The sequence below is a fragment of the Halodurantibacterium daqingense genome, assembly GCF_042666235.1.
In the GTDB taxonomy this organism is placed as follows: Bacteria; Pseudomonadota; Alphaproteobacteria; order Rhodobacterales; family Rhodobacteraceae; genus Halodurantibacterium; species Halodurantibacterium daqingensis.
This window is the reverse complement of sequence record NZ_JBHTFQ010000001.1, coordinates 351,969-377,604: the sequence shown is the minus strand read 5'-3', so window position 1 is coordinate 377,604 and position 25,636 is coordinate 351,969. Positions and strand designations below refer to the sequence as shown.

Below are 25,636 nucleotides of genomic sequence, written 5' to 3'. Positions count from 1 at the left end.
ATTTGCCTTGACGCGCGCAGCGCCTCGGGCATGCTGAGCAACAGGTTTGAAGGCGTGCAGCTTGCGCGCGCCTGTTGCGAGGGAGAGGACCTCTATGACGAATGTCGTTATCGTTTCAGCCGCCAGGACAGCCGTCGGCAGTTTCAGCGGGGCGTTTGCCAATACGCCGGCGCATGATCTGGGCGCGGCGGTACTCGAGGCCGTCGTCGCCCGCGCCGGGATCGACAAGGCAGAAGTCTCTGAAACGATCCTGGGCCAGGTCCTGACGGCGGGTCAGGGCCAGAACCCGGCACGGCAGGCGCATGTCAAGGCGGGCCTGCCGATCGAAAGCGCAGCCTGGAGCATAAACCAGGTTTGCGGGTCCGGCCTGCGTGCCGTGGCCCTCGCGGCACAGCACATCCAGTTGGGAGATGCCGCCATCGCCGCAGCGGGCGGTCAGGAAAACATGAGCCTTTCGCCCCATGTCGCGCATCTGCGCGCGGGGCACAAGATGGGCGACATGTCCTTCGTCGATTCGATGATCAAGGACGGTCTGTGGGATGCCTTCAATGGCTATCACATGGGTCAGACCGCCGAGAACGTCGCGCAGCAGTGGCAGATCTCGCGCGAGATGCAGGACCAGTTCGCGCTGGCAAGCCAGAACAAGGCCGAAGCCGCGCAGAAGGCGGGCAGGTTCGCCGACGAAATCATCCCCTTCACCGTCAAGACCCGCAAGGGCGACACGGTGGTGGATCAGGACGAATATATCCGTCACGGGGCCACGATCGAGGCGATGCAGAAACTGCGCCCCGCCTTCGCCAAGGACGGTTCGGTGACCGCCGGCAATGCAAGCGGCATCAATGATGGCGCCGCCGCCGTGCTGCTGATGCACGCCGACGAGGCCGAGCGCCGCGGCCTTACCCCGCTGGCGCGCATCGCCTCCTATGCGACGGCGGGGCTTGATCCCTCGATCATGGGCGTCGGGCCCATCCATGCCAGCCGCAAGGCCCTGCAGAAAGCCGGCTGGAAGCCGGAGGATCTGGACCTTGTCGAGGCAAACGAAGCCTTCGCCGCCCAGGCCTGTGCAGTGAACAAGGACATGGGCTGGAACCCCGAGGTGGTGAACGTCAACGGCGGCGCCATCGCCATCGGCCATCCGATCGGCGCGTCGGGATGCCGCATTCTGAATACGCTGCTGTTCGAAATGCGGCGCCGGGAGGCCCGGCGCGGGCTTGCGACCCTCTGCATCGGGGGTGGAATGGGCGTCGCCATGTGTCTGGAGCGGCCCTGACCACCCAGTCGATCCGGCGAATCCGTGCGCAACATTATTGCGCACGGCCTTAGGCTGGTGTAACTAGATTTCATGCTGAGCGGGAGGAAAAATGGCAAAGGTTGCACTCGTCACAGGCGGTTCGCGCGGCATCGGCGCCGCGATTTCCGTTGCCCTGAAGGCTGCAGGCTACGAAGTCGCCGCGAACTATGCCGGAAATGATGAAGCAGCGGCGGCCTTCACCGCAGAGACCGGCATTCCCACCTACAAGTGGTCGGTGGCCGATTACGATGCCTGCGTCGAGGGGATCAGGCGGGTCGAGGCCGATCTGGGCCCGATCAGCGTTCTGGTCAATAATGCCGGGATCACCCGCGACGCGATGTTCCACAAGATGACCCCGCAGCAGTGGAAAGAGGTTGTCGATACCAACCTCACCGGGCTTTTCAACATGACCCATCCGGTCTGGAACGGGATGCGTGACCGCAAGTTCGGCCGGGTCATCAACATCAGCTCGATCAACGGACAGAAGGGACAGGCGGGACAGGCGAATTACTCGGCTGCGAAGGCGGGCGATCTGGGCTTTACCAAGGCGCTTGCCCAGGAAGGCGCCCGCGCCGGCATAACCGTCAATGCGATCTGCCCCGGCTATATCGGGACAGAGATGGTCCGCGCAATCGACGAAAAGGTGCTGAACGAGCGGATCATCCCGCAGATTCCGGTCGGACGGCTTGGTGAGCCGGAAGAGATTGCCCGCTGCGTGGTGTTTCTTGCGGCCGATGATGCGGGCTTCATCACCGGAGCGACGATTTCCGCGAACGGCGGTCAGTTCTTCGTCTGAACCGGGCCGCCGCCCCTTGCATCGCACGGCAGATCGGGCATGTTCGGGCCGGAGGACCAGAACCCCATGACCCTACCTGCCGTTTCCCGCCGCAAGGCCACACTGACCGGCTTTGCCGCCATCCTGCTCTGGTCGCTACTGGCCCTGCTGACGGTCGGTTCCGCACCGGTCCCGCCTCTTTTGCTGAACGCGATCTGTTTTGCCATCGGCGGCGGCATCGGGCTTGTCTGGGCTTTTCGCACTGGCGGGCTGAGGCGCCTGCGGGCCGTGCCCTTGCGGGTATATGCCTTCGGGACACTGGGTCTTTTCGGCTATCACCTGCTTTATTTCTCGGCGCTGCGCATGGCGCCGCCAGCCGAGGCGGGCCTCATCGCCTATCTCTGGCCGCTGCTGATCGTGCTGTTCTCGGGCCTTCTTCCGGGGGAACGGCTTGTTGCCCGGCATGTTCTGGGCGCGCTCATGGCGCTGGCGGGAACCGCGCTTATCCTGCTGGGTGGGGACAGAGGCGGGCCGCTTTCGGCCACAGCGCTGCCCGGATTCGGCCTCGCGTTCATTGCCGCCCTGACCTGGGCCGCCTATTCCGTGCTGTCGCGCAGACTGGGGGCCGTGCCGACGGATTCGGTGGCCGTGTTCTGCATCGCCAGCGCGGTTCTTTCGGCCATCGCCCATCTCGCGCTTGAAACGACAGTCTGGCCACAGGATGGCATTGGCTGGCTTTGTGTCATTGCATTGGGTCTGGGGCCTGTAGGCCTTGCATTCTATGTCTGGGATATCGGCATGAAGCATGGCGACATTCAGATGCTCGGCGTCGCCTCCTATGCCGCACCTCTGCTTTCGACGCTTGCGTTGATCGTGGCGGGCGCGTCCGAGCCTTCCGCCACGATCCTGCTTGCAGCCCTTCTGGTGGCTGGTGGCGCGCTGATCGCGGCGCGCGCCAGGGACAACGCAGCTAGGCTTGCGACAGACGGGTGATTTCTTCCTTCAGGCGCAGTTTCTGCTTCTTGAGCTGCGCGATTTGAACAGGATCGGTCGAGGGGCGTTTTTGCGCCTGTTCGACCTTGTCGGAGAGAGTCTGGTGTTTCCGGCGGAGCTCTTGCAGATGCGACGTCAGGCTCATGGTCTTCTCCTCTCGGGTTTCATCCATGTCACAATTCCAACACAATACCCGAGTCGCGTCACGCAAAACCGTAGGGGCCGCGATCAGGGGCGCGTTTCCGCCCGAACCTGCAAGTCAAGCGGCGCCCCTTCGCGCAGAATGGCCTGAGCCGCCGGGCTATGGGCCTCGCCATCACCTTCGTGGCGGCTGCCCCGGTGCAGGACAAGGGGTGCAAGCAGCCGCAAGGGCGATCTGCCCTGTTTCCGAACCTGCACGATCACTCTTCCCGCGGCCCGGCCCAGGCGCGGTGCGATCGGCAGCACGGTGACAGAGCCCGCCCCATCAAGCGCAACCAGCAGATCCGAAAGGCGATCTGCCGCCTGGATCATCGTCAGCCAACCCCGCGGCCTGAGCCGGCGCAGGGCGCATGACGTCCAGAGCTTCAGCGGCGTTTCCTCGCGCAGTGCCGCCTCGCGCCCGGCATCCCGGGCCGGGGTGCCGGCTGCGGCAGGATAATAAGGCGGGTTGGCCAGAACGTGATCAAAGCTGCGGTCCCGCAGATCGGAGGGAAGCATCTGCAGATCGGCGCAGACCACCGTCAGGGGGGCCCCGTTCTCCGCGGCATTTCGCCGCGCAAGATCGGCATAAGCCGGCTGCCGCTCGACTCCTGTCAACGATAGGCCTGGCACCCTGCTGGCAAGACAGAGGCTTGCGACCCCCGCTCCGCACCCCAGTTCAAGAAGCTCTTGCCCCGGCCGCGCCGGGACCGCGGCCGCCAGCAGCACCGGATCCATTGCCGCGCGATATCCCCGTCTGGGCTGGAACGCCCGCACCCTGCCGCCCAGGAAGGCGTCAAGCGTCAGGTCCTCGGACGGAAAAAGTTCCTCAGGCGGGGATGATGTCATGATCGGCCAGAATCGAACGGGCGCGGAAGTGATCCTGGTCACGTACCATCAGCCGCCGGGGCAGGATACCGATCGATCCCTCGAGAACGCTCATGTGGACGTCCATTGCAAAGACGGTTATATCCTCGCCCTCGAGGATCGCTGTGGCAAAGGCGATCACTGTCGGGTCGTTGGTGCGCAGAAGTTCCTTCATGCCCGACACTATGAACGAACCGCTCCTTTTGTCGAGACAGGTAACGGAACAGGCATGAGTTTGGATACCGCAGCGCAGACCCCGGCCGCGAAACCGCATGAGCGTCTGGCCAGCTTCCTGGCGGATGACCTCGTGGCGGTGGATACCCTCATCCGTGCCCGCATGGCCTCGGAACATGCGCCGCGCATTCCGGAAGTGACCGCGCATCTGGTCGAGGCCGGCGGCAAACGCCTGCGCCCGATGCTGACCCTGGCCGCAGCGCGGCTTTGTGGTTATGGCGGGCCCTATCACGTGCATCTGGCGGCCACGGTCGAATTCATTCACACGGCAACGCTTCTGCATGACGATGTCGTGGATGAAAGCGAACGTCGGCGCGGGCGGCCCACCGCGAACCTGCTGTGGGACAACAAGTCGAGCGTGCTTGTGGGCGATTACCTCTTTGCCCGGTCGTTCCAGCTGATGGTTGAAACCGGCTCATTGCGCGTTCTGGACATTCTGGCCAATGCCAGCGCCACGATTTCGGAAGGCGAGGTTCTGCAACTGACCGCGGCGCAGGATCTGGCGACGGACGAGGCGATCTACCTCAAGGTGGTGCGCGGCAAGACGGCGGCGCTGTTTTCAGCCGCAACCGAGGCAGGCGGCGTGATCGCGGGTGCGGACGAGGCTGTGGTCAGCGCCTTGCACACCTATGGCGATGCGCTGGGCATCAGCTTCCAGATCGTCGATGACCTGCTGGATTACGCCGGCAGTGCCGATGCGACGGGCAAGAACATCGGTGATGATTTCCGCGAACGCAAGCTGACGCTGCCGCTGATCAAGGCGGTGGCCAGGGCCGATGATACGGAACGGGCCTTCTGGGTCCGCGTCATCGAGAAGGGCGATCAGCGCGACGGCGATCTGGAGCACGCCATGTCCCTGCTTGCCCGCCATGCGGCACTGGACGAAACACGGGCCGAGGCCATGGCCTGGGCGGCCCGCGCGAAAGACGCACTGGCACCGCTGCCGGATCATCCCTTGCGGGCGATGCTGGTCGATCTGGCAGATTACGTCGTGGCACGCATCAACTGAGGGCAAACCGACAGGCCGCGATCCACCAGCCGGGCCGTTGCGCACGCAGGTCTGCTTCCGCTTCCCGCGCAGCGGCCTCATCCGGATAGATCCCGAAACAGGTCGCCCCGGAGCCGGACATCCGCGCCAGAAGGCACTGCCCTGTGGCCGACAAGGCGGAAAGAACCGCCGCGATGGACGGCAAGACGGCAATGGCCGGTGCCTCGAGATCGTTGCGCTGATCGGCAAGCCACAGCGCCAGTGCCCTTGCATCGGCAAAGGCCGGAATCCGGGGCGGCATCGGCCGGTTGTCCTTCCGCGTCAGAGCGCGGAACACCGCCGGGGTCGAAACCTCGGCCCGCGGGTTTGCCAGAACCGCCCAGACCGGCGGCCCGAGGCGCAGCGGTTCCAGCCGCTCTCCGATCCCCTGAAGGCGCAGCGGCGCGGCCAGAAGGCAGGCGGGCACATCTGCCCCGAGGGCCAGCACCTGTTCGGGCTTGGGCAAGGCACGCCCCGTCAGACGCGCCAGCAGTCGCAGCGTCGCCGCAGCATCTGAAGATCCGCCGCCGATGCCCGATGCCGGCGGCAAGTGCTTTTCAAGCGTGATCCGCATCGGCACCGCATCCATGGCCCGCGCGGCGCGCATCACCAGATTGTCCTCGCCGGCGGGTATGTCAGCGCCGAACGGACCCGCCAGATCAAGCGTCATCGTTTCGGAGGGCGCGGCCTGCAAGCGGTCGCCGATATCGGCGAAAACCACCAGACTATCCAGAAGATGATAGCCGTCGGGCCGCTGACCGATCACATGCAGGCAGAGGTTGATCTTCGCCGGGGCGAAGCCGTCAGTTTCCATTCAGCGTGACCCGAAGCGGCGGCGCGCCCTCTTCCGCCAGCACCGCATCCAGCCCGACCTCGAGCTTGCGGCGGATGCGGTGTTCATCCTCGGGCTCGGGATTGAACGACAGGGCGCGGCGCCACTGGAACTGGGCCTCGAGCCGGCGCCCCACGGCCCAGTACACATCGCCGAGATGGTCGTTGATGATCGGATCGGTGGCCATCAATTCGGCTGCGCGCTCCATATGGCCAACCGCCTCGTCATACCGCCCCAGCCTGTAAAGCACCCAGCCGAGGCTGTCGGTGATATAGCCATCGTCGGGCCGGGCCGCGACGGCTTCTTCGATCATCGCAAGTGCCTCGTCCAGGTTCTCGTTACGCTCCACATAGGAATAGCCAAGATAATTCAGCACCAGCGGCTGGCCGGGACGCAATTCCAGGGCCTTGCGGAAGTCGGCCTCGGCCTGCGGCCAACGCTTTTCACGCTCGTGCGCGATGCCGCGGCTGTAAAACAGCGCCCAATGCTGCTCGCCCGGCGTCTCGATCAATGCGATCGCCCGGTCATAGGCCCGGGAAGCGGCATCAAACCGCTCCTCGCGACGCAGCATGTCGCCAAGCGCGGTATGGACCACGGGCAGATCCGCGTGGCTCCGGGCAAGCTGCTCCAGCGCCTCGATCGCGGCATCGATGCGGCCGCCATGGTAGAGCGCATCGGCGCGCCCCAGTTCGGCGGCATGAAAGGCGGGATCACTGCGTGGAATCTCGTTATAGGCGGCCGTGGCAAGATCGTATTGCCGCAGATCCTCAAGCAACGCCGCCGTCAGCAGCCGCGCATCGACGTGATCCGGACGGACATGTTCCGCGATCCGCGAATAGACCAGCGCGATCGTGTCCCCCGCCTCGGGGGCAAGCGCCATGGCGACCGTAAAGAAGACCTCGGCCACACCATCTGCCGGATCCTGCACCAGGCTGAAGGGTAGCGGCTCGCCCGCCAGGACACGATCGCGCAGCGCCGCAAGCACCGGATCGCCGCCCGTCGCCAGCACCCCGTCAATCAACTCCAGCGCGTCCTCATGACGGTCCAGTTGTGACAGAACCTCGACATGAGCGCGGACACCGCGCCGGGTCATGCCCAGACCGCTTGCCGCCTGTTCTGCCAGAAGCGCCTCGGCCCCGCCGAAATCCCCGACCGAGGCAAGCGCTAGTGCCTTGTGATAGCGCGCGATCGCGCCAAGACCCTGAGCCTGCGCCAGCGCATCGAATTCGGACAGCGCCTCGGACATTCGCCCAAGGCCGACCTGTGTCCAGGCCGCGACCAGCCCATCGACCAGCGCGCCGGTGTCGCGGCCCGGCTGATCCGCGGCAATCTCGGCCCATGCGCCGCGGTCAAGCTGATCGGCGAGGATCACGATCTGCGCCACTGCACTGGGCTGGCCCGCAGCCATCATCTGGCGCGCGACCGGCAGCGCCGCCCCGACCCGTCCCAGCGCGACCTGCGCAAGAAGCAGGCTTTCCCTCAGCAACGCCGAATCCGGATCGCGGGCCACCGCAGTGGCGAGGAAAGGTGCGGCGGCAGCAAAATCATTGGCCATCAGCGCCTGTCGCCCCGCCAGATAGGCGCCGGGAAGGCTCTGGTCCTGCGCCCATCCCGGGGCCGTGCCCGCCACGATCGCCGCCAGTGCCCAGGCAGCAAGTCTCGGTCGAGATGTCATCCTTCCGCCCCGTTTGCTGAACTTCCGAAAAAGCCTAGTGCGCCGGTCACTGCAAGGCAATGCGCCCGCCGCGCCCAGAGCCCCGCTCGCGGAAATGTCATGTATTGGGGTAGTTTGGCCCGTCGCCGCCCTGGGGGGTTACCCAATTGATGTTCTGCGATGGATCCTTGATATCGCAGGTCTTGCAATGGACGCAGTTCTGGAAGTTGATCACGAAGCGCGGATCCTTTCCGTCCTCCTGCACCACCTCATAGACTCCCGCGGGGCAGTATCGCTGCGCCGGCTCGGCGTATTTCGGCAGGTTGACCGCGATCGGAATCGTCGGGTCACGCAACTGCAGATGGCAGGGCTGGCTTTCCTCATGGTTGGTGAAGCTGAAGGCAACGTTGGTCAGCCGGTCGAAGGACAGTACGCCATCGGGCTTGGGATAGACGATCGGCTTGTGATCTGCGGCCAGACCAGTCGCGGCGGCGTCGCTTTTACCGTGCTTCTGCGTGCCCAGCGGGTTCATGCCGAAAAGGTTGGCAACCCACATGTCGAAGCCGCCCAGCGCAAGCGATCCGGTAAGGCCATATTTCGACCAGAGCGGCTTGACGTTGCGCACCCGCTTCAGATCCTTCGCCACGGGACCCGAGCGCAGATCGGTCTCGTAGTCCGTCAGCTCGTCCGAGGCCCGACCGGCGGTGATGGCGGCATGCGCGGCCTCGGCCGCCGCCTTGCCCGACAGCATCGCATTGTGGTTGCCCTTGATGCGCGGCACGTTGACCAGCCCGGCCGAACAGCCCAGCAGCGCGCCGCCGGGGAAGACCACCTTGGGAATGGATTGCCAGCCGCCCTCGCTGATCGCGCGCGCACCATAGGCCACGCGCTTGCCGCCTTCCAGAAGCGGCGCCACCGCCGGGTGATGCTTGAAGCGCTGGAACTCCATATAGGGGTAAAGATAGGGGTTCTCGTAGTTCAGATGGACCACGAAACCGATATGCAGCTGGTTGCCCTCGGCGTGATAGATGAACGCCCCGCCACCGGCATTGCCGCCCAACGGCCAGCCCATCGTGTGAACAACGGTGCCGGCGCGGTGCTTTTCGGGGTCGATCTCCCAGATCTCTTTCATGCCGAGACCGTATTTCTGCGGCTCTTTCCCGTCCGAAAGGCCGTAGCGCGCGATCACCTGCTTGGACAGCGATCCCCGCACGCCTTCCCCCAGCAGCACATATTTGCCGCGCAACTCCATCCCCGGTTCATAGGAGGGGCCGGGGCGGCCGTCGGCCTCGCGCCCAAATTCGCCGGCCACCACGCCCAGAACCTCGCCCGCCGGCCCGAAGACCAGTTCGGAGGCGGACATGCCCGGGAAGATCTCGACCCCAAGCGCCTCGGCCTGTTCGGCCATCCAGCGGCAGACATTCGCCATTGAGACGATGTAGTTCCCGTGGTTGTTCATCAGGGGCGGCATCGGCCAGTTCGGGATGCGGATCTGCCCCGCCTCGCCCAGAAGGTAGAACTTGTCCTCGGTCACGGGCACGTTCAGCGGGGCGCCCCTCTCGCGCCAGTCGGGGATCAGCGCATCAAGGCCGCAGGGGTCCAGCACGGCCCCCGACAGGATATGCGCGCCAACCTCAGAGCCCTTTTCGAGAACGACCACCGACAGATCGGCATCCAGCTGCTTGAGACGGATCGCCGCCGAGAGGCCCGCCGGGCCCGCCCCGACGATGACCACGTCATATTCCATCGATTCCCGCACAACTTCGGTCATGGCTACCCCCTATGCCCGCCCCGGCGGGCGGCTGGCTTGCGATCTTCTGTTCTGAACCCGTCCTCGGTTATATTGATGCCCGACACAGGGTCAATCGTGACGCTGCATCCTTCGCCGGCACGATGGCGCGGATGGGGTCAGGATTCGCAACGCACCCTCTTGCAATCCAAGGCCCCGTCGGGTCAGGTGCTATGAAAGAGGCTGGGTGTCGCATGAGGACTGCGGCACCTTTGTTATATCGAGCGAGAAGAGCCGATGGAAAAGATACCGATGACGCGGGCGGGGCATACCGCGCTCGAAGAAGAACTCAAGACCCTCAAGTCGGTCGAACGGCCGGCGGTGATCCGTGCGATCGCCGAGGCACGCGAACATGGGGACCTTTCGGAAAACGCCGAATACCACGCGGCCCGCGAACGTCAGAGCTTCATCGAAGGCCGGGTCAAGGAGCTTGAAGGCCTGCTGTCGCTTGCCGAGGTCATCGACCCGGCCCGCCTGTCGGGCGCGATCAAGTTCGGGGCCACAGTCACCCTGGTCGATGAAGATACCGATGAGGAAAAAACCTATCAGATCGTCGGCGAGGCCGAGGCCGATATCGAGAAGGGCCTGCTGAACATCCGTTCGCCCCTGGCGCGGGCCCTGATCGGCAAGGAGGAAGGCGACAGTGTCGAGGTCAAGACCCCGGGGGGCGACCGCAGCTATGAGGTGCTGCGCATTCGCTATGTCTGAGCAAGGCGGGACTGACTGATGCCGGATCTTCAACAGGACGACGGCCCGCAACTCGGCATGTTCCGGCGCCCGGAAAGGCGCGCGGGATTGGCCGTCTCCGACCTTGTGGCGATCGGGCTGAGCCTGCTCTGGCTTATCGTGCTTGCGGTGACCTGGGGCACGGCCGCAGAGGAAAGGCCGGCTCCGGGGTTCGCCCTTGGCTTCATCCTGGTGGTGGTGCCGCTGGCGCTTATCTGGGTCGCGGCCGCCACCGCGCGATCCCTGCGACAGATCCGCGGCGAGGCGGCACAGCTTCGCGCCACCATCGACGCCCTGCGGCACGCGCAGATCGCACAGCAGCAGGCGCTGCCCCGTCCCCGCAACGAACCGGCCGGAAGCGCAACGCGCGCGGCGGCGCAGGCGGGTACGCCCGAACCGCAGGTCGCGCCCGAAGCCGACCGGGACCTGCATGACCAGCCCAGCTTCGACCTTCCCGAGGATCCGCCGAGATCGACGCTTGACCTTGATGATCTGACACGCGCGCTCGACTTTCCCGATGGCCCCGATGACCACGAAGGCATCGAGGCGCTGCAACGGGCGCTTGCCGATCACCGCACCGCCAAGCTGGTACGCGCTGCACAGGATGTGCTGACACTTCTGGCGCAGGACGGGCTTTACATGGACGATTTTGTGCCTGATCGCGCCCATCCGGACCTGTGGCGACGTTTCGCGGCCGGCGAGCGTGGCCGTCCGGTCGGAGCAGTGGGAGGCATCCATCACCGCGAGCCCCTTGCAGCAGTGTCGATGCGGATGCGGCAGGACCCGGTGTTCCGCGATGCGGCGCATCACTTCCTGCGCATGTTCGATCGTCTCTTCACAGATTTTGCGATGGTCGCCGAGGACCGGCAGATCTACGACTTTACCGGAACGCGCACGGCCCGGGCTTTCATGCTCGTGGGGCGGGCCAGTGGCACGTTCGATTGATCATGGCTGTCGCACCCGCCTTGCGCCGCGCCTTCTTCTCGGGTTTCCGGGGCGCCGCGCCTTTCGTTCTTGTCGTGGGGCCTTTTGGACTTCTGTTCGGCGTGGTCGGCACCGAAGCCGGCCTGAATCTGATCGAGGTGATGGGTTTTTCGGTGCTGGTGATCGCTGGTGCCTCCCAGTTCGCCGCGCTGCAACTGATGACGGAAAACGCGCCCACGCTTGTCGTTCTGGGCACCGGCCTTGCCGTCAACATGCGGATGGCCATGTATTCGGCTGCGCTCGCGCCGCATCTGGGCCGTGCCCGGTTGTGGCAACGCGCGCTGGTGGCGTATCTTCTTGTCGATCAGGCCTATGCGGTCAGCGCCAATGAATACGAATTGCGCCCCCAGCGGCCGCTGAGCGAAAAGTTCGCCTTCTTTCTGGGCGCGATCACCCCTACCTGCCTGCCCTGGTATCTCGCCACTCTGATCGGCGCAACGGTCGGACAGGCCATCCCCGAAGGGCTCGCGCTGGATTTTGCCGTGCCGATCACATTCCTCGCGATGATCGGTCCGATGCTGCGGACGCCCGCCCATATCGCGGCAGCACTGGTTTCGATCACGCTGGCGCTGCTGCTTGCGGGCTTGCCCTTCAACGCTGGCCTGATGGTGGCGGCAGTGGGCGCGATGGCAACAGGTGCGCAGGTTGAGCTCTGGACAGAGCGGCGGCGGAAATGAACTACAGCACCCTGGAGATCTGGTTCATCATCGTCGGGCTCGGCGTGGGAACCTTCCTGCTGCGCTTTTCCTTCCTCGGGATGATCGGCAACCGTGATCTGCCGCCCTGGGTTTTGCGGCACCTGCGCTATACCGCCGTCGCGGTGCTGCCGGCACTGGTTGCCCCGCTCGTGCTGTGGCCGGCCGCGACAGGCGGCGCACTCGACCTGCCGCGGCTTATGGCGGCCGTGGCAACGCTGGGTCTGGGCTATTTCACCGGAAATGTGATCGTCGCGATCACAGGCGGGGCCGGAACGCTCTACCTGCTGCTGTTTCTACTGGGCTAGCTGTCGATTTCCCGCGCCTCGTTCGCCAGCATGATCGGAATGCCGTTCCGGATCGGGAAGGCCAGCTGTGCCGCCCGCGACACAAGCTCCTGACGCTCGGCATCATAGCTCAGCGTGCTGTAGGTGACGGGGCAGACAAGCGCCTCCAGCATGCGCCGGTCAAAGTTCACCTCGTTCATTGCAGGATTTCCTCATTGTTGCCGCCGCGAAGCGCGAATTCCAGCAGGGTTACCAGTGTCTCGCGCCGGGTCTGAAGGGACGGTGCTTCAAGCAAGGCCTGCTTGTCTTCGGGCGCGAAGGGACAAAGCATCGACAGCGAGTTGATGAGCAGTTCGTCCTCGGCCTCCTTCAGGTTGCCCCAATCGGTCGACAGGTTCTGCGATGCAAAATACCGGCCCAGCAGGGACAGGAACGGCGCGCGGCAAAAGCTCGGGTCGCTCTCGGGTGGTCCCAGATCGCGCTCGAAACCGGCCCAGGTGACCTCTGCCTTGATATAGGGCGCGAAACCCGGGACCTCGCGCAGGATCCGAAAGCGGGAAATACCACTCAGCGTGATCATGTAGCGCCCATCCTCGGTTTCGGAAAACCCCGTCAACCGGCCGGCGCAACCGATTGCGTGCAGGCGACGGGTTTCGGATCCCGGCACCTCGCGCGGCTGGATCATGCCGATCAGCCGGTGCCGCGTCTTCATCGTGTCATCCAGCATCGCCAGATAGCGCGGCTCGAAGATATGGAGCGGAAGGCGCGCTCTGGGCAAGAGCAGCGCCCCCGGCAGGGGAAAGACGGGCAGGGTTTCCGGCAGATCCGATGCTCTGAACATGGGCTGCAACCTAGACCGGCAGCAGCGTCAGGCAAATATCATCGAGCTGAGACGGCGCCTGCCGCGCAGCACGATCGGATCCTGCGGCTTGAGCGCGTCGAAGATCTTGAACAGCTGCGCGCGCGCCGCACCTTCGTTCCACTCGCGGTCCCGCCGGAAGATCTCGAGCAGCTCGTCCACGGCCTCTTCCACTTGCCCCGCCGCATGCAGCGCCAGCGCCAGATCGTACCGCAGGGCAAGATCCTCGGGCGCGGCATCTACCGCAGCGCGCAGATCAGCCACCGGGCCCGCGCTTTCAGCCTGCCGCGCGAGGTCAAGCTGCGCCCGCGCCGCCTCGACCTCTTGCGCGCCAGCGATCGCTGCAGGCGCGTTGTTCAGAAGGGCTTCGGCCTGATCGAGGTTTCCAAGCGCCAGATGTGCCCGTGCGAGACCGCCGAAGGCTGCCGCATTCTCGGGCTCTTCCCCCAGGATCGCCGCAAAGGTCTCGGCCGCATCCACAACGGCACCTTCCGCAAGCATCTGCTCGGCCGCCTCGATCGCCTCGGCCAGACCGCCATCGCCGGCAAGCGCCGCGACGCGCTCCACGAAGCTGCGAAGCTCCCCGGGCGGCAAGGCCCCCTGAAATCCGTCCACAGGTTGCCCTTGCCAGAAGGCATAAACCGTCGGGATCGACTGCACCCGCAGCTGCGCCGCGATCATCTGATTCTGATCCACGTCGATCTTGACCATCCGGACCTTGCCACCCGCAGCCGTGACGGCCGCCTCGAGCGCCGGACCCAGCGTCTTGCAGGGGCCACACCAAGGCGCCCAGAAATCCACGATCACCGGAACTTCGCGGCTGGCCTCGACCACATCGGCCATGAAGCTTGCTTCGGTTCCGTCCTTGACCAGTTCCTTACCGGCCGGCGCCGCGGCCTTGTTGCCAAATTCCAGCATGATCATCCCCGGCTGTTGCAATCTGCGACCTATATGTGCGGGACGCGGCCAAAGGCCAAGAGGAATCCGAGCCGGAAAATCGGTGCAAGCGGGTTGCGGGCGCCATGGCCCGGCGGATCGCGCCCTTGACGCCAGGACGGAGCCAGGCTCGCGCGTTCGGCATCCGGTCACACGCGCGGGCTCGGCAGATTGGCTCATGGCTATGGCGGAGAGAGGCCATGCCCAGATGCGGGGCTGCTTTGACTGCCAGGGCGCGGCGATATGGGTGCCCGTGCACGCCTGCTCCGTGGTAAAATGGCGCATGGCAGGCCGCGGGCAGCGCCGTCAGTGGTGCCGGCCTCTGCAACGTCAGCCGGCCGTGGCCACCGCTGGCACAGGCGTAAAAAAAAAGCCCCGGCAATCTGCCGGGGCCTCGATCTCCGCAAGGTGCGGAAAATCAGCTGTCGTCGCTCGACGAGGACGAAGCGGCCACTGCGATGACGGCAAGAGCCAGCAGACCGCCGACGATCGCGCCGGTGCCGAGGGTGCCGCGTGCAGCAACCGGAGCCGGAGCAACCGGAGCCGGCTCAACAACGACGGGGCTCAGGCCGCCAGCGAAGGCCGAGGATGCGCCAGCGAGGATCATCGCGGAAGCCGCTGCAGTGGTGATGATGCGTTTCATCGTTATTCTCCATTTGGTTGACTGATGATGACCTTAACATCGTCTCCTGCACCCGAAAAGCCAGTTATGCATGTGTCAAATCGAAAGATCGGCAAGTTGCAAAAAACCCACATCAGTCCCAAGCCACTGAATAGACTGGACAATACTTCCACCTCCATCGATCCAGTAACGGTTGACGAAGGCATGTTCGCTGCTGCTGCAGGTCTCCTTGACTTCATGCACGGCATAACGGCGCTCGATGATGTCCACAGGTTCGGACGCATGGCGGCTCAGCACGCAGGTGAAATCGGCCCGCTGCGTCTGGTCTTCTCCGTCCAGCGTGAAGTAGCTGCGATTGTGGCTTCCCGATCCGGAAAGAACCTGCGCGGCCGTCGGCACCGCCGCCGACATCAGGTCATTCCCAAGACCGCGTGACGCAACCAGAATGCCGTCCCGCAAGCTCAGTGTACTGGCATCGGCGGTGGAATAGATGGCCACCCCCCGGTTGCGTCCAACCTGATACAGAAGTGCCTGCGCACCCCGGCTGGGAACCAAAGCCATCAGCATCGGCACATCCGAGGACTCGATCATCGCGCGGGTCACTGGCTCCGCCGGTTCCACAGCCCCCCCGCCGCCCAGCAGGCCTCCGGCGAGGGCCTTGATCGTATCGACGATCGGATCGCTGGTTTGCTGATTGCCGCAGGCAGCAAGCACAAGTGCCGCCGTCAGAGCGAAAAGGCCAGTTGCTTTCTTCACCGCCAGAACCTTCCCCATTGCCCGTCGATGCCACCCTGATGATAGCCGCGGACCGTCTCGTACAACCGCCCATCCACCTCGAGCCGGGCGCCGCCGTCCCGCGTCAGGGGCCGGATCGTTGCCGTCTGGACGTTGCGGGTGGGCGTGCCCAGCACCCATGTAACCGGGATCGACACGCGGATCCCCTTGTCGAACGATCCCTCGCCAAAGGCTTCCGAGGGCACGTCGGTAAATGTCGCAAAGGCGCCCACGCGCCAGCCATTCGCGAATTCCCGGTCAAGCGAGAGGGTGGTGCCCCAGTCCTCGGCCAGGTAACGCCCCACGTCGATCTGCGCATGATAGCCCGCGCCAAGGTCGTAATAGGCCGACACATGGCCCGTCACGACCGAATAATCCCGAAAGCCGAGACCTTGGTTGAAGCTGCGTTGCTGAACATAGTTCAGTTCCGCCCCCAGCCCCAGCCGGCTTGTGGCAGGCTTCCACAGCACCTCGCCCGAGACGCCGCCAAACATCCGCTCCAGATAACCGACGGTGATGCGGCTGTAGATGTCGGCCGCCGGTTTCGCATACCAGGCCATTGTCAGGGTTTCGAGCGCGGGATCGCCCTTGCTGTCGTAAAGTCGGGTTTCCGACCGCACCCGCTGCAAGTCCGACGAAGAGTCGAAGAAACGCGTCTGCTTGTCGAGGTTGCTGACCAGGTTCTTGGTCACCGATCCGGACAGGACGAACCCGGGCGCGATGTCATAGCGCGCGCGCAGACGTGCACCCAGCGCACCGCGCACCGGCTCGTCGGGATCGAAAAGCCCGAGCCGGGCATAGGGGCCGATCGACCAGGTGAAGCGCGGATAGAGATCGGTCGAGGTCAGCGCCCCGGGCGGAAGCGCCCCGGCATCGGCCAGACCGCGCCGCGCCTGCATGGCCGCGGCCGCATCAGGGGCGTGTTCAAGGGCCTCGACATCGCTGCGGCGCAGGCTTACCGAGGCCGCCGGCATCCCCTCGACCACCGGAATCAGCTCGAATGTCTCGACGCTCGCGGGCAGCGTATGGGTCAGGATGCGCGCAGCCCGGCCGATCGATTGGCCCACCGCATCATAACGCAGATTGCGATAACGCAGCTGTACATGCGTGGCACTGACCGTCAGCGCCTCGAGCCGCATCCCGTCCGCCTCGAGGTATTTGGCGACATTATCCCGCAGGATCGCGGCGGAATCCGGGTGATCCGCCCAGCTGGGCGACCAGGCTTCGGCGTCGCGCTCGGGGGAGGGGCGCAGACGGACCGGGATCGGCCCGGCGTCCTGGATCCCCATGTTCCCGGGGCGGCGGCGAGGATTGAGTGCCACCTGCAAGGAGGCGCCGAACTCCGAGCCGTAAAGATAATACCCGCCCAGACGGACATTTTCCGTTATCTGGTACTCGGCGCCGAAATTGAAACGGCTCTTGCGCTCGAACACGCCGCGACGGCCGGCCTCTTCGTCATAGCCTTCCGAGGAATACTCGACCTTGAGGCCAAGCCGCTCGCTCGCCTGCCACTCCACGCCACCAAAGGGCGCCATGGGTCCGCGGAACATCTGGCTGAAGGTCGGCTTGCCGCCCTCGCCGAAGTCGATGTCAGGCCGGCTCCCGAAGGGCGAGCCAAGCGCCCCCCGCGCTCCAAGACGCCCCCAGCCAAGGCCGCCGGTGACACGGAGCCGCGGCATGATTTCCTTGGTCGCGGCAAGATACTCGCCCGACAGGATGCCTGTGCCGATGAAATCCTGAAATCCGAGCGTGACCGCAGGCAGATTGGCACTTTCCTCAAGCAGCAGGAAGCGCAGGTCAAAGCTGCGGTCGTAATAGGTTTCGTAGCCATCCTGTTCCGAGGGCGGCAGGTTGCGGTCCCAGTTGCGGATCGACAGGTATCGGAAGCTGGCGGTGATCCGCGGGCTGAACTGGAAGCTGCCCGTGGTTCGGGTGATCCCGCCGAAATACGAGGTCACGGCTGTCACTTCGGCATCGGGGAGGGCGGCGCCGCCGGGCATGTCGATCAGCCCGGGCACGCCCTGAAAGTTGAGTGTCGGCCCCTGCTGCGCGGCAGCCGGGAACGCTGTCAGAACCAGCGCCGCAGCGCCTGTCAGGCAGGAGGCACGCAGCCCCACGCGCCGACGGCTGCCCAGTGGCTTGCCGTCGTGAATTTCACAGGGCCCGGACCGTGCTGCCGCCGCTCCCGGCCCCAGCGGCCATGTCACCTGCCCGGTTGTCTTACCGCCTGCCATCTTGCCCCCCGCCTTTCCTGTCTTTCTAGGCCGCGTTGTCTCGTTGAACAAGCCTTGGCAGGGCCAGCGGCCCCATTACTGCGCGCGTTGCCCGGGCTCGGCACCGCTTGCGGCGGACGGAACTTCGCTGCCAGCACCGGGAACCGCGGGCTCATAGCCCCGCACCCAGCGGCGGATCACGCCGCAGGCCGCATCGGCATCCCCCAGCGCCACCGCGTCGCGCAGGCTGCGCAGGGCGGCGGCAATCTCCAGTTCGGACAGGCCTTCTTCCTGTGCGCGCAGGATCTTGGGATGCGGCGTGGTCAAAAGACCTTCGCCGATCAACAACTCCTCGTGCAGCTTTTCGCCCGGACGCAAGCCGATGGTGACGATCTCGATATCGCCATCCGGCTGATCCGGCCCGCGGACACGATAGCCCGCTGCCTCGATCATCTGACGGGCAAGATCGCGGATGCGGATCGGCTCCCCCATATCCAGCACAAACACGTCACCGCCGCGGCTGCCGCCCTGGTCCTGTGCCGAGAACGCACCCGAAAGGATCACGAGTCGCGCGGCTTCGCCGATGGTCATGAAATACCGCGTCACTTCCTCGTGGGTGAGCGTGACGGGCCCGCCACGCGCGATCTGCGACTGGAACAACGGAATGACGGAACCGGACGAACCGAGGACATTGCCGAAGCGCACCATCGAAAAGACCGTATGGCGCGACCGCCTGGCGAGATCCTGCACCACCAGTTCGGCCAGCCGCTTCGAGGCGCCCATGACATTCGTCGGGCGCACGGCCTTGTCGGTGGAAACGAAAATGAAGCTGTCAACCCCCGCCTCATGCGCCGCTTCGGCCAGGACCCTGGTGCCGAGCACGTTGTTGGCCAGCCCCGCAACGGGATTGGCCTCGACCAGGGGCACATGCTTGTAGGCCGCCGCATGAAAGACCACCTGCACCTTGTGCCCGGCCATGACCATCCGCACAAGGCGGCTGTCCATGACCGTGCCGAGGACAGGCACGATCTCGATCCCGCGGCGCCCGATCTTGTCGCGCAGCTCCTGCTCGATGGTGTAGAGTGCGATTTCGCTGACTTCGAACAGGATGATCCGGGCCGGAGCGCAGTGCAGAAGCTGCCGGCACAGTTCCGACCCGATGCTGCCACCGGCCCCGGTCACCAGGATAGTGCGGCCGCGATAGGCTTCGTCGCCGCGCCGCAGTTCCTGCTCAAGCTGCCGACGGCCAAGGAAATCACCCGGTGCAACCGGCTTGAGCCGCTCCATCAGCTCTTCCTCACCGACAAGCTGCGCGAAGGACGGCAGGGCCAGAACCTCCAGCGACATTCCCCGCAGCCGGTTGAGGATCTGCATATGCCGGGCGGGCGGAGCAGACGGCATGGCCAGAAGAACGCGTCGCACCGCATGTTTGCGCACGATGTCCGGCAGGCTCTCGCTCGGCCAGACCCGCAGCCCGGCGACGGTCAGCCCATCCAGCGCCGGATTGTCGTCGATGAAGCCCACCGGAACGATGGTGTGGTGGGTGCGCAGCGCCGCGGCCAGCTGCATGCCGGTGCTGCCCGCCCCATAGATCAGCACCGCGCGGCGGTTCTGCCCGGCCCGGCACGCCCAGAGCAGCAGATGCAACATCGCAAATCGGAGGCCAACCGAGAGGACGAAGTAAAAGACCGCGAAGACCACAACCCCCGCCAGTGGCCGCTGCACCCCCGCCTGCCGCGCCAGCGCGAAGGCCAGAACCCCCAGCAGAAGGGCAAGCAGGGCCGTGCGGATGATGGCGCTCGTCTCGTAGGCGTTGAGCTTGACGGCATGAATGCCAAGCCGGACAGACAGAAGGCCCGCCGCTGCCCCGAGGATCAGGATGCCCCAGAGGGCACGCATTCCGCTGAGCTCAGGCTCGGATACCAGCGCGGCAGCGCCCAGCGCCAGCGGCACCAGGGCAACGTCCAGCGAGAGCAGCACCAGGCGTTTTCTCGGCCGCGACAGCGCCTCCGAAAGATGAAAGAGCATCACGCCAAGCCTGGACATCATCTGCTGCACTGGCATCTTCCATCTATGACAGCCGCACGGACCGGCCGCGTGAGAGCCCAGAGCCCGAAAACCAGGACCCGCAACTTTCGGTTATCCCGTTCACGCCACCCTTTCAACCACTGCGTGCGCAGTTGCTACAGATACTGGTTGAGTATGACCATCAAGCCACTGCTGCGGCAAGAGCCAGGAGAGGGCAGACCTTCTTGTGGCAGATCAGAGATCGAAACGCGCCAGGACCGGCGCATGATCCGAAGGCTGATCCCAGCCCCGGGCATCGCGCAGGATCCGGCTGTCATGCCCTGCCGCAGCAATGTCGGAGGTCGCCCAGACATGATCAAGCCGCCGCCCCTTGTCAGCCGCGCTCCAGTCTGGCGAGCGATAGGACCACCAGCTGTAAAGCTGCCCCTTCGGAATGTTCTGGCGGGTCACATCCACCCAGCCGCCCGCCTCCTGCACCTGCGCAAGGTGATCGACCTCGATCGGGGTATGGCTCACGATGCGCAGTAGCTGCTTGTGGTTCCAGACATCATCCTCGCGCGGGGCGATGTTCAGATCCCCGACAAGGATGGACTTGTGCGGGCGCGCGGCGCGGAACCAGTCGCGCATGCCGGTCAGGTAATCCAGCTTCTGCCCGAACTTCACGTTCACCGTCCGGTCCGGAACATCTCCCCCTGCCGGCACATAGAAGTTATGGATCACGACACCGTTCTCAAGCCGGGCCGCAACATGGCGGGCATGGTTCAGCCCGGCAAAATCGCGATCGCCTGCATCCTCGATCGGCAGGCGTGACAGGATCGCCACGCCGTTATAGCCCTTCTGCCCGCGCGCGACAACATGGGCATACCCAAGGCTTCGGAAGGCCTCGAGCGGCATCTTGTCCACCGGGCTCTTGCATTCCTGCAGGCAGAGCACATCCGGCGCCTCTTCCTGCAGGAACCGTGCAACAAGCCCCTCGCGAAGCCGGACCGAATTGATGTTCCAGGTGGCAAGCGTGAACGACATCGGATGTCCCCTTTCCGGCCCTTTTCTGCGGCGCTGACCGGCCCCGTTCCTTCAGCTTCCCTGAGGGGATCTGATCTCGAGGCGGATCTTTTGGCCCTGTCTAGGGTGCAAGCCGAGGCCATGCAATCACAAGTCGAAGGCGGGAGGGAGCCAACCGTGTGACGAACCTGCGTCACGGACGGCGCATGACGCCCGTGAGGGGCCGGTCGTCGGAACAGTGGCCCACGTTGCTGATCGACGCCGGTCGCGGCCTTCCACGGAACACCAGGAAAAACCGCGGCTGCCGCGTCTGGGCAGCACCCAATCGGGCGGCGCCGGGCAGCGCCGGCGATGACTGCAGCGCCACACGGCACCGGCTCCGGTCAGGAAACCAGCCGGTATCCCCCCGATTCCGTGACCAGAAGGCGCGCGTTCGAGGGGTCGGGCTCGATCTTCTGGCGCAGGCGGTAGATATGCGTTTCAAGCGTATGGGTCGTGACGCCGGCGTTATAGCCCCAGACCTCATGCAGCAGCACGTCCCGCGGCACTACCCCATCCGAGGCGCGATAGAGGAACTTGAGGATGTTGGTTTCCTTCTCGGTCAGCCGGATCTTGCGCTCTTTCTCGTCGATGAGAACCTTCATCGACGGCTTGAACGTATAGGGGCCGAGTTGGAACACCGCGTCCTCGGATTGTTCGTGCTGGCGCAACTGCGCGCGAATCCGCGCCAGAAGCACCGGAAACTTGAACGGCTTGGTCACATAGTCATTCGCCCCGGCATCAAGGCCCAGGATCGTATCGCTGTCGCTGTCATGCCCGGTCAGCATGAGGATGGGGCACTTGACGCCCTGCTTGCGCATCCGCCGGCACAGTTCGCGCCCGTCGGTATCGGGCAGGCCCACGTCCAGAATCGCCAGGTCGAAGTGCCCGGCCTTGACCTTTTCCATCGCCTCGGCGCCGTTTCCCGCCTCGAAGACATCGAAATCCTCGGTCATGACGAGCTGTTCGCTCAGCGCCTCGCGCAGGTCTTCCTCGTCGTCAACCAGCAGGATTTTCTTGAGATTTGCCATGGTCTGCCCTCCATCTTTGCGCCAGACATGCGGCGGAGGCGCCCGGGCGGCAAGAATTGCAACAAAAACTCACGCGGACGTGTGGACAGGGCAGCTTATGTTTCAATTCTTTGCAGCCACAGGTAAAGATCGGCGCAAAGGAAGGGTGTCATGACGCTTGGGCCAAGCACAGTGGAATGGATCAACCGCGCGCGGGCCGATCTGCGTATGGGTGTGCCGGTCGTGCTTGTTCAGGATGGCGCGGCAGCCATTGCCGTCGCGGTCGAGGCGCTGGACGCTGCGCGGCTTGCACAACTGCGGGTGATGGGCGGCGAGCTGGTCCTTGCCATCACCGCCCATCGCGCTGCCACGCTCAAGGCGCGGGCCTATGATGGTGATCTCGCACGCGTGCTGGTCCCGCAGGATGCGCCGCTGGCATGGCTGCGCAACCTGGCCGATCCGGCGGATGACCTTGCCGCGCCGCTCAAGGGCCCGCTGCGCACGCAGCGCGAGGGCGACGCCGGTCTGCACCGCGCCGCACTGCTGCTGGCGAAATCGGCGCAGCTTCTTCCCGCGGCGCTGGTGCTTCCCGTGGCCGATGGCGCCGCGCTGGCCACCGCCAACGGGCTGACACTGGTGCGGGTCACGGATGTGCTGGATGCACATGACCAGGGCGCGGCGCTCTTGCCGGTGGTCAGTGCCCGCTTGCCGATGGAAGCCACCGAAGCTGGCCGGGTGCATGTTTTCCGCCCCGATGATGGCGGTGTCGAGCATTACGCGATCGAAATCGGTCAGCCCCCGCGGGACAGGCCGGTTCTGGCGCGCCTGCATTCGGCCTGTTTCACCGGCGATGTACTGGGCAGCCTGAAATGCGACTGTGGCCCGCAGCTTCGCGCGGCACTGGCGCAGATGGGCGCCGAAGGGGCCGGGGTTCTGCTCTATCTCAACCAGGAGGGACGCGGGATCGGCCTTGCCAACAAGATGCGCGCCTATTCGCTTCAGGATCAGGGCTTCGACACGGTCGAAGCCAATCACCGCCTGGGGTTCGAGGATGATGAACGCGATTTCCGCATCGGCGCGGCGATCCTGCGCAGGATGGGCTTCACGCAGATCCGGCTCCTGACGAACAATCCGGCCAAGATGCGCATGCTGGCAGCCAACGGGCTGGAGGTAGTCGAACGTGTGCCACTGAAGGTCGGCGAAACCCGGCACAACGCGCATTATCTTGCGACCAAGGCCGCCAAATCCGGGCATCTGCTGTGAACGGGGAGCTTCGCGTCACGCGCTGGGGCTGCCGGTTCCACGGGCGCCACCTGCCCTGCGCCATCGGCCGTGGCGGCATCACCGGGGACAAGCGCGAAGGCGACGGGGCAAGCCCGCGCGGAACACACCGGATCATGGGCATGATGTTCCGGCCGGACCGGCTTCCGGCGTCGGCGCTGCCGCTCTGGGCACGCCCGATCGGGCCGGCGGATCTCTGGTCGGATGATCCCGGCGATCCCTGCTACAACCATCTGGTCCGCGCGCCGCACGGCCATTCGCATGAACGGCTGCGGCGCGGCGATCCGATGTATGACCTTGTGCTTGTGACCGACTGGAACTGGCCCGAGGCACAGCCAGGCGCCGGTTCGGCAATTTTCGTGCACCAGTGGCGGCGGCCCCGGTATCCGACCGCGGGCTGTGTGGCCTTCCGCCGGGATCACCTTCTGTGGGTTGCGGCGCGGGTGACACTCGGCACGCGGCTGGTGATTTCCTAACCCCGGCTAGGCCCGCGCCCCGAAGATGGCCGAGCCGACGCGAACATGTGTGGCCCCCAGCGCGACGGCCGCCTCGAAATCATCGCTCATACCCATGGAGAGGCCTGTCACACCGCTGCGTGCGGCCATGTCTGCCAGCGCCGAGAAATGGCTGGCAGGGTCCTGGTCCACGGGGGGGATGCACATCAGCCCCACAACCGGAAGGTCAAGCGCGCGACAATCGGCGACCAGCGCATCCAGATCCTCTGGCAGGACGCCGGCCTTTTGCGGCTCGCGCCCGGTATTGACCTGGATGAACAGGTCCGGGCAGCGCCCCAGATCCTGCGCCAGCCGCGCAAGCGTCTGTGCAAGGCGCGGGCGGTCCAGCGTGTGGATGGCGTCGAACAGCTCCATCGCCTGCCGGGCCTTGTTGGTCTGAAGAGGGCCGATCAGATGCACCTCGGTGCCCGGAAAGGCCGCGCGGAAGCCGGGCCATTTCGCCGCCGCCTCTTGCACGCGGTTTTCGCCGAACAGACGGTGGCCCTGATGCAGCACCGCCTCGACCCGCGCGTCGGGCTGCAGCTTGGACACGGCGATCAGCCGCACGGCGCCTTCATCCCGCCCGGCGGCCTTTTCGGCCGCGCGCAGCCGTCTGGTGATCTGGTCAAGGGACATGCCATGCCTTTCCGTTGCTGTTCCGGCGCAAGAAGCCACAGGCAGCACAAAAAGAAAAGAGCGGGCCATAAGGCCCGCTCTCTCCGCGAGGATCCGGTGGGATCAGAAGCGGAAAGTCACACCGAAATCACCATAGGTGTCGTCAGTGCCATCGGCGAGATCACGGTAGCCAATACCGCCGACGAGCGCGGCACCGCCGCCAAGGTCGTAGCGGCCACCAAGACCGTAGTAGGTGTTCGTATTACGACCGGTCGCGGTATCCTGACGGGTTTCACGAGCAAAAGCCGTCACCGTAATCAGATCAAAGGTTGCAGAACCCGAGATGCCATATTCTTCGTAGTCGAAGGTGCCGGCAGCGACACTGCGATCACCGTTGGCATAGATCGCGCGCAGCGTGAAGTCACCGAAGGTCGCGTCACCGCCCAGAACCCACTGCTCCTGACGGCCATAGGTTGTCAGTACCGCAGGATCGCCAACAAGATTGGTCACTTGCGACGATTCAAAGCCAGCAGCAATCTTGAAGTCGCCGGCAGCCCAAGCCAAACCAACGCCGTAATCTTCCGAGCCTGTGCTGAGGGCAGGGTTCTCGACGCGACCACCGCGGTCACGACCGTCGCTCGCCGAAGCGTAGAACGTCACGTCGCCGAACGTGTAGGAATAGAGCACCGTCGGGTTCCACGGACCGCGGATTCCGTCGCCGTCACCAGTCAGATAATTGACTTCGTTGTAGAAACCCAGACCAGTCAGACCGACTTCGTGCAGGTCACCAACCGCAGCTTCTGCTGCGCCGGCGGGAGCGCCCATGGCCAGACGACCAAACGGACCTGCAATAAACACGGTCCCACGCGAGCCTTCCGAAGCAAGACGACGCCCGTCTCCGGTGTTTGCGCCGCCTTCGTCGTTCACGCGGAACGAACCGCCGAAGGTCAGGCCGCCATCGGTTTCACCCGACAGGTTGAACTGAACGCGGGCGCGGCTGGTGAAACCCCACTCATTTCCATCATAGAGAACGCCCATCCGGGCATCACCCCGCACAGCGACATCGGCAGCAGCAGCAGCGCCGGCCGTCATCACGAGCGCGGTCGTCGCGAAAAGAATCTTTTTCATCGTTTTCCCTCGTTGTCTTTAAGGTGCGGCCCAACTCAGGGGAATCCGAATTGGGTATGCGTCTATTTCCTGCCAACCCGGGATCAAAGCAAGGCGAACTCCTGCCGGCCCGGGAAAGTCATGGCGGATGATGCAGCTTTGCCACAGTTTGCCAGCAGCGGCGCCCGGCAAGGGAACCGGATCGGCCAGGCGCCGGGCGCGGCGCGAAATGGTGCCGCAACGCGGCGAAGGCGGCGCCTCGGCAGGTTGGGCGCAGGCCGGGGAAAAGGCGCTTGTTCGGTCAGGGCGGCTCGGCTAGACA

General features: G+C 65.0%; 27 protein-coding genes. 10 read left to right on the top strand and 17 right to left on the bottom strand.

The features are described from left to right. Positions 1–94 precede the first annotated feature (94 nt). From ACFQXB_RS01865 to yddG, 3 genes are all read left to right on the top strand, one after another. Positions 95–1,270: an acetyl-CoA C-acetyltransferase gene (locus ACFQXB_RS01865; RefSeq protein WP_377398220.1), complete on the top strand. Its 1,176-nt coding sequence runs from the start codon at positions 95–97 to the stop codon at positions 1,268–1,270. Positions 1,271–1,361: 91 nt separating this feature from the next. After that, entirely contained in the window at positions 1,362–2,087 is a 726-nt protein-coding gene (gene phbB, locus ACFQXB_RS01860) for an acetoacetyl-CoA reductase (RefSeq protein WP_377398217.1), read from the top strand. A gap of 66 nt (positions 2,088–2,153) precedes the next feature. Then, positions 2,154–3,059 carry an aromatic amino acid exporter YddG gene (gene yddG / locus ACFQXB_RS01855; RefSeq protein ID WP_377398214.1) on the top strand — a complete coding sequence of 302 codons (906 nt, stop codon included), beginning with the start codon at positions 2,154–2,156 and terminating at the stop codon, positions 3,057–3,059. Here the strand turns inward: yddG and ACFQXB_RS01850 are convergent. The 3 genes from ACFQXB_RS01850 to ACFQXB_RS01840 all read right to left on the bottom strand — a co-directional run bounded on the left by ACFQXB_RS01850 (position 3,037) and on the right by ACFQXB_RS01840 (position 4,281). Beyond that, positions 3,037–3,204, bottom strand: coding sequence for a YdcH family protein (locus tag ACFQXB_RS01850; RefSeq protein WP_377398211.1), 168 nt, complete (start codon positions 3,202–3,204; stop codon positions 3,037–3,039). The two genes, yddG and ACFQXB_RS01850, sit on opposite strands and share 23 nt — an antisense overlap. 83 nt (positions 3,205–3,287) lie before the next feature. Further along, positions 3,288–4,088 carry a tRNA1(Val) (adenine(37)-N6)-methyltransferase gene (locus ACFQXB_RS01845; RefSeq protein WP_377398208.1) on the bottom strand — a complete coding sequence of 267 codons (801 nt, stop codon included), beginning with the start codon at positions 4,086–4,088 and terminating at the stop codon, positions 3,288–3,290. Further along, complete coding sequence (locus ACFQXB_RS01840) at positions 4,069–4,281, bottom strand: putative signal transducing protein (protein ID WP_377398205.1); 213 nt, start codon at positions 4,279–4,281, stop codon at positions 4,069–4,071. The genes ACFQXB_RS01845 and ACFQXB_RS01840 overlap by 20 nt, the downstream gene beginning before the upstream one ends. Before the next feature lie 54 nt (positions 4,282–4,335). On the opposite strand from ACFQXB_RS01840, the gene ACFQXB_RS01835 reads away from it, so the two are divergent. After that, positions 4,336–5,349 carry a polyprenyl synthetase family protein gene (locus ACFQXB_RS01835; protein WP_377398202.1) on the top strand — a complete coding sequence of 338 codons (1,014 nt, stop codon included), beginning with the start codon at positions 4,336–4,338 and terminating at the stop codon, positions 5,347–5,349. On the opposite strand, the gene ACFQXB_RS01830 is transcribed toward ACFQXB_RS01835, so the two are convergent. From ACFQXB_RS01830 to ACFQXB_RS01820, 3 genes are all read right to left on the bottom strand, one after another. After that, positions 5,342–6,181, bottom strand: coding sequence for a 4-(cytidine 5'-diphospho)-2-C-methyl-D-erythritol kinase (locus ACFQXB_RS01830; protein ID WP_377398200.1), 840 nt, complete (start codon positions 6,179–6,181; stop codon positions 5,342–5,344). The genes ACFQXB_RS01835 and ACFQXB_RS01830 overlap by 8 nt on opposite strands. Further along, the gene (locus ACFQXB_RS01825) at positions 6,171–7,874 is read right to left on the bottom strand and encodes a tetratricopeptide repeat protein (protein ID WP_377398197.1); all 1,704 of its coding nucleotides are present in this window, start codon (positions 7,872–7,874) and stop codon (positions 6,171–6,173) included. The genes ACFQXB_RS01830 and ACFQXB_RS01825 overlap by 11 nt, the downstream gene beginning before the upstream one ends. Positions 7,875–7,971: 97 nt before the next feature. Then, positions 7,972–9,624, bottom strand: a complete 1,653-nt coding sequence (locus tag ACFQXB_RS01820) for an electron transfer flavoprotein-ubiquinone oxidoreductase (protein ID WP_377398194.1) — start codon at positions 9,622–9,624, stop codon at positions 7,972–7,974. 255 nt (positions 9,625–9,879) lie between these two features. Here ACFQXB_RS01820 and greA point away from each other — a divergent pair, with 255 nt between their 5' ends. From greA to ACFQXB_RS01800, 4 genes are read left to right on the top strand one after another with little or no spacing between them, the layout of a single operon-like run. Next, positions 9,880–10,350, top strand: a complete 471-nt coding sequence (gene greA, locus ACFQXB_RS01815; RefSeq protein WP_377398191.1) for a transcription elongation factor GreA — start codon at positions 9,880–9,882, stop codon at positions 10,348–10,350. Between the two features lie 18 nt (positions 10,351–10,368). Continuing rightward, positions 10,369–11,313 (top strand): hypothetical protein, encoded by a 945-nt coding sequence (locus ACFQXB_RS01810; RefSeq protein ID WP_377398188.1) that lies wholly within the window; start codon positions 10,369–10,371, stop codon positions 11,311–11,313. 2 nt (positions 11,314–11,315) lie between these two features. Then, positions 11,316–12,029 (top strand): AzlC family ABC transporter permease, encoded by a 714-nt coding sequence (locus ACFQXB_RS01805; RefSeq protein ID WP_377398185.1) that lies wholly within the window; start codon positions 11,316–11,318, stop codon positions 12,027–12,029. After that, positions 12,026–12,355, top strand: a complete 330-nt coding sequence (locus tag ACFQXB_RS01800; protein ID WP_377398182.1) for an AzlD domain-containing protein — start codon at positions 12,026–12,028, stop codon at positions 12,353–12,355. The genes ACFQXB_RS01805 and ACFQXB_RS01800 overlap by 4 nt, the downstream gene beginning before the upstream one ends. On the opposite strand, the gene ACFQXB_RS01795 is transcribed toward ACFQXB_RS01800, so the two are convergent. The 9 genes from ACFQXB_RS01795 to ACFQXB_RS01755 form a co-directional block, all read right to left on the bottom strand. Continuing rightward, positions 12,352–12,534 (bottom strand): Trm112 family protein, encoded by a 183-nt coding sequence (locus ACFQXB_RS01795; RefSeq protein WP_377398179.1) that lies wholly within the window; start codon positions 12,532–12,534, stop codon positions 12,352–12,354. The two genes, ACFQXB_RS01800 and ACFQXB_RS01795, sit on opposite strands and share 4 nt — an antisense overlap. Then, positions 12,531–13,175, bottom strand: a complete 645-nt coding sequence (locus ACFQXB_RS01790) for an LON peptidase substrate-binding domain-containing protein (protein WP_377398176.1) — start codon at positions 13,173–13,175, stop codon at positions 12,531–12,533. The genes ACFQXB_RS01795 and ACFQXB_RS01790 overlap by 4 nt, the downstream gene beginning before the upstream one ends. A gap of 27 nt (positions 13,176–13,202) precedes the next feature. After that, complete coding sequence (locus ACFQXB_RS01785; RefSeq protein WP_377398173.1) at positions 13,203–14,111, bottom strand: tetratricopeptide repeat protein; 909 nt, start codon at positions 14,109–14,111, stop codon at positions 13,203–13,205. Positions 14,112–14,547: 436 nt separating this feature from the next. Then, entirely contained in the window at positions 14,548–14,772 is a 225-nt protein-coding gene (locus ACFQXB_RS01780) for a hypothetical protein (RefSeq protein WP_377398170.1), read from the bottom strand. A 75-nt stretch (positions 14,773–14,847) separates the two neighbouring features. Further along, the gene (locus ACFQXB_RS01775) at positions 14,848–15,525 is read right to left on the bottom strand and encodes a YjbF family lipoprotein (RefSeq protein ID WP_377398167.1); all 678 of its coding nucleotides are present in this window, start codon (positions 15,523–15,525) and stop codon (positions 14,848–14,850) included. Next, positions 15,504–17,759 (bottom strand): YjbH domain-containing protein, encoded by a 2,256-nt coding sequence (locus ACFQXB_RS01770; RefSeq protein ID WP_377398164.1) that lies wholly within the window; start codon positions 17,757–17,759, stop codon positions 15,504–15,506. Before ACFQXB_RS01770 ends, ACFQXB_RS01775 begins: the two co-directional genes overlap by 22 nt. A gap of 75 nt (positions 17,760–17,834) precedes the next feature. Continuing rightward, positions 17,835–19,784 carry a polysaccharide biosynthesis protein gene (locus ACFQXB_RS01765; protein ID WP_377399150.1) on the bottom strand — a complete coding sequence of 650 codons (1,950 nt, stop codon included), beginning with the start codon at positions 19,782–19,784 and terminating at the stop codon, positions 17,835–17,837. Between the two features lie 216 nt (positions 19,785–20,000). Then, entirely contained in the window at positions 20,001–20,789 is a 789-nt protein-coding gene (locus ACFQXB_RS01760; RefSeq protein WP_377398160.1) for an exodeoxyribonuclease III, read from the bottom strand. 362 nt (positions 20,790–21,151) lie between these two features. Continuing rightward, positions 21,152–21,838, bottom strand: a complete 687-nt coding sequence (locus ACFQXB_RS01755) for a response regulator transcription factor (RefSeq protein WP_377398157.1) — start codon at positions 21,836–21,838, stop codon at positions 21,152–21,154. Between the two features lie 150 nt (positions 21,839–21,988). Here ACFQXB_RS01755 and ribA point away from each other — a divergent pair, with 150 nt between their 5' ends. Next, on the top strand, positions 21,989–23,080 hold the full coding sequence (ribA, locus tag ACFQXB_RS01750; RefSeq protein WP_377398154.1) for a GTP cyclohydrolase II: 1,092 nt from the start codon (positions 21,989–21,991) through the stop codon (positions 23,078–23,080). Continuing rightward, complete coding sequence (locus tag ACFQXB_RS01745; protein WP_377398151.1) at positions 23,077–23,574, top strand: L,D-transpeptidase family protein; 498 nt, start codon at positions 23,077–23,079, stop codon at positions 23,572–23,574. The genes ribA and ACFQXB_RS01745 overlap by 4 nt, the downstream gene beginning before the upstream one ends. Positions 23,575–23,580: 6 nt before the next feature. Here the strand turns inward: ACFQXB_RS01745 and ACFQXB_RS01740 are convergent, their stop codons facing one another. Continuing rightward, positions 23,581–24,228, bottom strand: coding sequence for a YggS family pyridoxal phosphate-dependent enzyme (locus tag ACFQXB_RS01740; RefSeq protein WP_377398148.1), 648 nt, complete (start codon positions 24,226–24,228; stop codon positions 23,581–23,583). A 102-nt stretch (positions 24,229–24,330) separates the two neighbouring features. Then, complete coding sequence (locus ACFQXB_RS01735; RefSeq protein WP_377398145.1) at positions 24,331–25,335, bottom strand: porin; 1,005 nt, start codon at positions 25,333–25,335, stop codon at positions 24,331–24,333. Between the last annotated feature and the right edge of the window lie 301 nt (positions 25,336–25,636).

Bases quoted from the DNA above. Each gene is read 5' to 3' on its own strand.
- ACFQXB_RS01820 (WP_377398194.1), bottom strand. From the start codon at position 9,624: ATGACCGAAGTTGTGCGGGAATCGATGGAATATGACGTGGTCATCGTC.
- ACFQXB_RS01780 (WP_377398170.1), bottom strand. From the start codon at position 14,772: ATGAAACGCATCATCACCACTGCAGCGGCTTCCGCGATGATCCTCGCT.
- ACFQXB_RS01760 (WP_377398160.1), bottom strand. From the start codon at position 20,789: ATGTCGTTCACGCTTGCCACCTGGAACATCAATTCGGTCCGGCTTCGC.
- ACFQXB_RS01810 (WP_377398188.1), top strand. From the start codon at position 10,369: ATGCCGGATCTTCAACAGGACGACGGCCCGCAACTCGGCATGTTCCGG.
- ribA (WP_377398154.1), top strand. From the start codon at position 21,989: ATGACGCTTGGGCCAAGCACAGTGGAATGGATCAACCGCGCGCGGGCC.
- ACFQXB_RS01765 (WP_377399150.1), bottom strand. From the start codon at position 19,784: ATGTCCAGGCTTGGCGTGATGCTCTTTCATCTTTCGGAGGCGCTGTCG.
- ACFQXB_RS01805 (WP_377398185.1), top strand. From the start codon at position 11,316: ATGGCTGTCGCACCCGCCTTGCGCCGCGCCTTCTTCTCGGGTTTCCGG.
- ACFQXB_RS01740 (WP_377398148.1), bottom strand. From the start codon at position 24,228: ATGTCCCTTGACCAGATCACCAGACGGCTGCGCGCGGCCGAAAAGGCC.
- yddG (WP_377398214.1), top strand. From the start codon at position 2,154: ATGACCCTACCTGCCGTTTCCCGCCGCAAGGCCACACTGACCGGCTTT.
- ACFQXB_RS01790 (WP_377398176.1), bottom strand. From the start codon at position 13,175: ATGTTCAGAGCATCGGATCTGCCGGAAACCCTGCCCGTCTTTCCCCTG.
- ACFQXB_RS01865 (WP_377398220.1), top strand. From the start codon at position 95: ATGACGAATGTCGTTATCGTTTCAGCCGCCAGGACAGCCGTCGGCAGT.
- ACFQXB_RS01770 (WP_377398164.1), bottom strand. From the start codon at position 17,759: ATGGCAGGCGGTAAGACAACCGGGCAGGTGACATGGCCGCTGGGGCCG.
- ACFQXB_RS01785 (WP_377398173.1), bottom strand. From the start codon at position 14,111: ATGCTGGAATTTGGCAACAAGGCCGCGGCGCCGGCCGGTAAGGAACTG.
- ACFQXB_RS01835 (WP_377398202.1), top strand. From the start codon at position 4,336: ATGAGTTTGGATACCGCAGCGCAGACCCCGGCCGCGAAACCGCATGAG.
- ACFQXB_RS01850 (WP_377398211.1), bottom strand. From the start codon at position 3,204: ATGAGCCTGACGTCGCATCTGCAAGAGCTCCGCCGGAAACACCAGACT.
- ACFQXB_RS01825 (WP_377398197.1), bottom strand. From the start codon at position 7,874: ATGACATCTCGACCGAGACTTGCTGCCTGGGCACTGGCGGCGATCGTG.
- greA (WP_377398191.1), top strand. From the start codon at position 9,880: ATGGAAAAGATACCGATGACGCGGGCGGGGCATACCGCGCTCGAAGAA.
- ACFQXB_RS01830 (WP_377398200.1), bottom strand. From the start codon at position 6,181: ATGGAAACTGACGGCTTCGCCCCGGCGAAGATCAACCTCTGCCTGCAT.
- ACFQXB_RS01840 (WP_377398205.1), bottom strand. From the start codon at position 4,281: ATGAAGGAACTTCTGCGCACCAACGACCCGACAGTGATCGCCTTTGCC.
- ACFQXB_RS01800 (WP_377398182.1), top strand. From the start codon at position 12,026: ATGAACTACAGCACCCTGGAGATCTGGTTCATCATCGTCGGGCTCGGC.
- ACFQXB_RS01795 (WP_377398179.1), bottom strand. From the start codon at position 12,534: ATGAACGAGGTGAACTTTGACCGGCGCATGCTGGAGGCGCTTGTCTGC.
- ACFQXB_RS01755 (WP_377398157.1), bottom strand. From the start codon at position 21,838: ATGGCAAATCTCAAGAAAATCCTGCTGGTTGACGACGAGGAAGACCTG.
- ACFQXB_RS01775 (WP_377398167.1), bottom strand. From the start codon at position 15,525: ATGGGGAAGGTTCTGGCGGTGAAGAAAGCAACTGGCCTTTTCGCTCTG.
- ACFQXB_RS01735 (WP_377398145.1), bottom strand. From the start codon at position 25,335: ATGAAAAAGATTCTTTTCGCGACGACCGCGCTCGTGATGACGGCCGGC.
- phbB (WP_377398217.1), top strand. From the start codon at position 1,362: ATGGCAAAGGTTGCACTCGTCACAGGCGGTTCGCGCGGCATCGGCGCC.
- ACFQXB_RS01845 (WP_377398208.1), bottom strand. From the start codon at position 4,088: ATGACATCATCCCCGCCTGAGGAACTTTTTCCGTCCGAGGACCTGACG.